Source organism: Sphingomonas sp. (genome assembly GCF_031380695.1).
In the GTDB taxonomy this organism is placed as follows: domain Bacteria; phylum Pseudomonadota; class Alphaproteobacteria; order Sphingomonadales; family Sphingomonadaceae; genus Sphingomicrobium.
On the sequence record NZ_JANMWY010000185.1, the window covers coordinates 1 to 4,132 of the forward strand.

Genomic DNA, 4,132 nt, shown 5'->3' on the forward strand with positions numbered 1-4,132 from the left:
GAGATGATCGCCAGCGAGTTCGGCGATCATGCGACGCTGGTCGAGAAACTGGCGAAGGAGGCGACCGACCATTTCGCCAGCGGCTGGGGCTGGCTTGTGCTCGACAGCGGCAAGCTCAAGATTACCAGCCTGCACGACGCCGACACGCCGGTAGCGCACGGGTTGATACCCTTGTTGACCCTCGACGTGTGGGAACACGCCTACTACATCGACTATCGCAACGAGCGCCCGAAATTCCTGAAGACCGTCCTGGAGAATATCGTCAACTGGGATTTTGTCGCCCAGAACCTCGACGGCGAGGGCGCGAGCCGGGCAGATCAGCAGGCCAAGGTGCTGGAGGCGCAGGAGTAAAAGACTACTGCTTCAACCGGTACCCCGTCCGGAAAATCCAGCTGGTGGCGGCGAGGCAGATCGCGATGATCCCCGCCGTCACCGCGACACTCGCCAGAACCGGCACGTCGGCGCGGCTGTAGAACGACCAGCGGAAACCGCTGATCAGATAGACCACCGGGTTGAAGAGGGTGACCGTGCGCCACGGCTCGGCCAGCGCGGTGACCGAATAAAACGCACCGCCAAGAAAGGTCAGCGGGGTGACGACCAGCATGGGCACGATCTGCAACTGCTCGAAATTCTTCGCCCAGATGCCGATGACGAAGCCCATGAGACAGAAGGCGGTACAGATCGCGAGCAGGAAGGCGATCATCGCCAGCGGATGATCGATGCGAACAGGGACGAAGATCGTCGCCGTCGCCAGCGTCACCAACGCCAGCACCATCGACTTGGTCGCCGCCGCGCCAACATAGGCGAGGACCGTCTCCAGGCTGGAAATCGGGGCTGAGAGAAGTTCATAGATAGTGCCGGTAAACTTCGGAAAATAAATACCGAAACTGGCGTTGAAGATCGACTGCATGAACACCGACAGCAGGGTTAGGCCGGGGACGATGAAGCTGCCGAAGGCAACTCCGTTCATCGCCGACATTCGCCCTCCCAAGGTCGATCCGAACACCACGAAATAGAGGGCGGTGGTAATCACCGGGGCGACCAGGCTCTGCCACAGGGTGCGCTGCGCGCGGGCCATTTCGAAGCGGTAGATGGCGGCAACGCCGTTCCAGTTCATGCAACTGCTCCAGCGTTTGTGGCCCCGTCATGGACCAACGAGACGAAGATATCCTCGAGGCTCGACTGGTCGGTTGAGAGGTCCTTGTAGCCGATGCCGAGCTCGCCCAGCCGGCGCATCAGTCCGGCGATGCCGGTGCGTTCGGCGTGGCTGTCGAACGAGTAGGCCAGCGTGCGGCCTTCGTCCTCGGTCGTCACCTGCCACTCGCCGAGTTCGGGCGGGATCGCGGTGAGGGGCTCGTTGAGGATCACCTTGAGCGTCTTCTTGCCAAGCCGCGCCATCAGCGATGCCTTTTCTTCGACCGCGATCAGTTCGCCGCGCGCGATGACGCCCACGCGGTCGGCCATTTCCTCGGCCTCCTCGATATAATGAGTCGTGAGGATGATCGTCGTGCCGTCGTTGCGCAGCTGGCGGACCAGGTCCCACATGTCGCGGCGCAATTCGACGTCGACCCCGGCGCTCGGCTCGTCGAGAAACAGCAGGGCCGGCTCGTGGCTCAGCGCCTTGGCGATCATCACGCGGCGCTTCATGCCCCCGGATAATTCCATCATCTTCGTATCGCGCTTGTCCCACAGCGACAGGCGGCGCAGCAGGGTTTCGAGCTTCGCGTCGTCGCGCGGCTTGCCATAAAGGCCGCGGCTGAAGCGGGTCGTCGTCCACACTGTCTCGAACGCATCGGTGGTCAGCTCCTGGGGAACGAGGCCGATCCGCTGGCGGGCGTGGCGATAATCGGCGGCATGGTCCTTGCCATCGACCAGCACCGTTCCGGCGGTAGCCGTGACGATGCCGCAGACAATCGAGATGAGCGTCGTCTTGCCCGCGCCATTGGGGCCAAGCAGGGCAAAAATCTCGCCGCGCCGGATATCGAGATCGACCGCCTTGAGCGCTTCGGTGCCGCTGGCATAGGCTTTGCGCAGGCCGCGGATCGAGAGGATCGTGTCGCTCATTCGGGGGGAAGTTCCTTGGGTTCGGCGCTAGTCTGCAGCCCGTGGCGCATCAGCATCGGCAGGTTGGCGATGGCAAACAGGAAGGTCGCGGGGATGGCGATCCACAATTTGTAGCTGATCCATTGGGCGGTCGTGACATTGCGCCACACGGCCTCGTTGGCGAGGGCCATGGCGACGAAGAACAGGGCCCAGTTGAGCGTGAGCCGGTCCCAGCCGCGCGGGCTGAGCCCCGGATAGGCCGAGCCGAGCACGCTTTTGAGCAGCGGGCGCCGCGTCAGCAGGCCGAAGACCAGCAGCGCGGCGACGATCGTGTAATAGATCGTCGGCTTGATTTTGATGAACGTCTCGTTGTGTAGCCACAAAGTCAGCCCGCCCATGACGATAACCAGCCCGCCCGAAAACAGCTGCAACGCTGAGAGGGTGCGGGTCAGCGCGAAGCTGACGATCAGCGACAGTACGAACGCGGCGATGAAGATGGCGGTGCCGGTGAACACGCCGAACTTCGCATTGGCGACGAAGAACAGGATCAGCGGGCCAAGGTCGAGCAGGAGGCGGACGCCGGTGCTCACTTCGCGTTTCGCCATCATGACGGGAGCCCGGCGATGGCGCGGGCGACGGCGCGGGGATCGAATGGGCGCAGGTCATCGACCCCTTCGCCCACGCCGATGGCGTGGATCGGGAGGCCGAACTTCTCCGCCGCCGCGACCAGGATGCCGCCGCGCGCGGTGCCATCGAGCTTGGTCATGACCAACCCTGTCACGCCGGCAAGGTCGCGGAAAACTTCAATCTGGTTCAATGCGTTCTGCCCGGTTGTTGCGTCGAGGACGAGGATGACGTCGTGCGGTGCCTCGGGGTTGAGGCGGCCGAGGACGCGACGGACTTTCGACAATTCGTCCATCAAATGGGTCTTGTTCTGGAGCCGCCCGGCGGTATCGACAATCAACGCGTCGATGCCGGTCGCGGTTGCCTGCTTGACCCCGTCATAGACGATCCCGGCCGCGTCGCCGCCTTCCTTGCCCATGATCACCGGCGCACCGATGCGCTCGCCCCAGATCTTGAGCTGCTCGATCGCCGCGGCGCGAAAGGTGTCGCCGGCGGCGAGCATCACGCCATAATCCTGCTCCTTGAGGAGATGGCCGAGCTTGCCGATGGTGGTGGTCTTGCCCGATCCGTTGACGCCGATGACCAGGATGACGTGCGGGCGGGGGAAGCCCCACACGTCGAGCGGCTTGGCGACGGGGGCGAGGATCGCCTCGATCTCCTCGGCGAGGATGGTGCGCAGGCCGCGCTCGTCGAGCTGATCGTAGGTGCGCGCGGCGATCGCCTCGCGGATGCGCTTCGATGCTTGCGGGCCGAGGTCGGAGGCGACCAGCGCCTCCTCGATATCGTCGAGTGTCGCGCTGTCGAGCGCGGCCTTCGACGTCAGGCCAGTGAGGTTCTCGCCCAGCCGGTCGGCGGTCTTCTTGAACCCGCCGGTGAGGCGGTCGAGCCAGCTCATGCGAATATTCCGATCAAGCCGATGCTCATCCCGCGAACGCCGCGAGGTCGATGGTGCCGGTGAAGACGTGGGTCGCGGGGCCGCGCATGCGGATCGGCTCGCCCGGTGCCCAGGCGATGGTCAGCGTGCCGCCCTTCATACGCACTTCGACCGGCGAGGTCGCGCGCTTCGCCCGGATCGCCGCGATTGCCGTCGCACAAGCACCGGTGCCGCACGCCAGCGTCAGGCCCACGCCGCGCTCCCATGTGCTGAGGCGGATGCCGCCGTCCTCGATCACTGCGACATTGACGTTGATGCGGTCGGGGAAGGCGGGGTCGTGCTCAATGCGCGGGCCGAGCAGCGCCAGCCGCTCGTCGTCGATTGCGTCGGCGAAGAATATCAGGTGCGGATTGCCGACGTTGACCGCGGCGGGGTTGGCCAGCTCGTCCCACGCCATCGGCAACGCGGCGCTGTCCATCGCATAGGCCAGCGGAATCGCGTCCCAGGCGAAGCGCGGCGGCTCCAGCACCACCTCGATCGTCGCGCCCTCGACCGATCCGGTGAGCAGCCCGCCACTGGTCTCGATCGCCG

At 64.8% G+C, this 4,132-nt stretch carries 6 protein-coding genes; 1 reads left to right on the top strand and 5 read right to left on the bottom strand.

The window, feature by feature from the left end; all coding sequences use genetic code 11:
* On the top strand, nt 1-351 hold a 351-nt coding region (locus RMN84_RS06860; RefSeq protein WP_309611439.1), incomplete at its 5' end, for a Fe-Mn family superoxide dismutase.
* 4 nt (nt 352-355) lie between these two features.
* On the opposite strand, the gene RMN84_RS06865 is transcribed toward RMN84_RS06860, so the two are convergent.
* The 5 genes from RMN84_RS06865 to dapF all read right to left on the bottom strand — a co-directional run.
* Complete coding sequence (locus tag RMN84_RS06865; protein ID WP_309611440.1) at nt 356-1,117, bottom strand: ABC transporter permease; 762 nt, start codon at nt 1,115-1,117, stop codon at nt 356-358.
* Nucleotides 1,114-2,064 carry an ABC transporter ATP-binding protein gene (locus RMN84_RS06870; RefSeq protein WP_309611441.1) on the bottom strand — a complete coding sequence of 317 codons (951 nt, stop codon included), beginning with the start codon at nt 2,062-2,064 and terminating at the stop codon, nt 1,114-1,116. The genes RMN84_RS06865 and RMN84_RS06870 overlap by 4 nt, the downstream gene beginning before the upstream one ends.
* Nucleotides 2,061-2,651 carry a septation protein A gene (locus tag RMN84_RS06875; protein ID WP_309611442.1) on the bottom strand — a complete coding sequence of 197 codons (591 nt, stop codon included), beginning with the start codon at nt 2,649-2,651 and terminating at the stop codon, nt 2,061-2,063. The genes RMN84_RS06870 and RMN84_RS06875 overlap by 4 nt, the downstream gene beginning before the upstream one ends.
* The gene (gene ftsY / locus RMN84_RS06880; protein WP_309611443.1) at nt 2,648-3,562 is read right to left on the bottom strand and encodes a signal recognition particle-docking protein FtsY; all 915 of its coding nucleotides are present in this window, start codon (nt 3,560-3,562) and stop codon (nt 2,648-2,650) included. The genes RMN84_RS06875 and ftsY overlap by 4 nt, the downstream gene beginning before the upstream one ends.
* A 25-nt stretch (nt 3,563-3,587) precedes the next feature.
* A partial coding sequence (dapF, locus tag RMN84_RS06885) for a diaminopimelate epimerase (protein ID WP_309611444.1) occupies nt 3,588-4,132 on the bottom strand: 545 nt, incomplete at its 5' end.

Bases quoted from the DNA above. Each gene is read 5' to 3' on its own strand.
- RMN84_RS06865 (WP_309611440.1), bottom strand. From the start codon at position 1,117: ATGAACTGGAACGGCGTTGCCGCCATCTACCGCTTCGAAATGGCCCGC.
- ftsY (WP_309611443.1), bottom strand. From the start codon at position 3,562: ATGAGCTGGCTCGACCGCCTCACCGGCGGGTTCAAGAAGACCGCCGAC.
- RMN84_RS06870 (WP_309611441.1), bottom strand. From the start codon at position 2,064: ATGAGCGACACGATCCTCTCGATCCGCGGCCTGCGCAAAGCCTATGCC.
- RMN84_RS06875 (WP_309611442.1), bottom strand. From the start codon at position 2,651: ATGATGGCGAAACGCGAAGTGAGCACCGGCGTCCGCCTCCTGCTCGAC.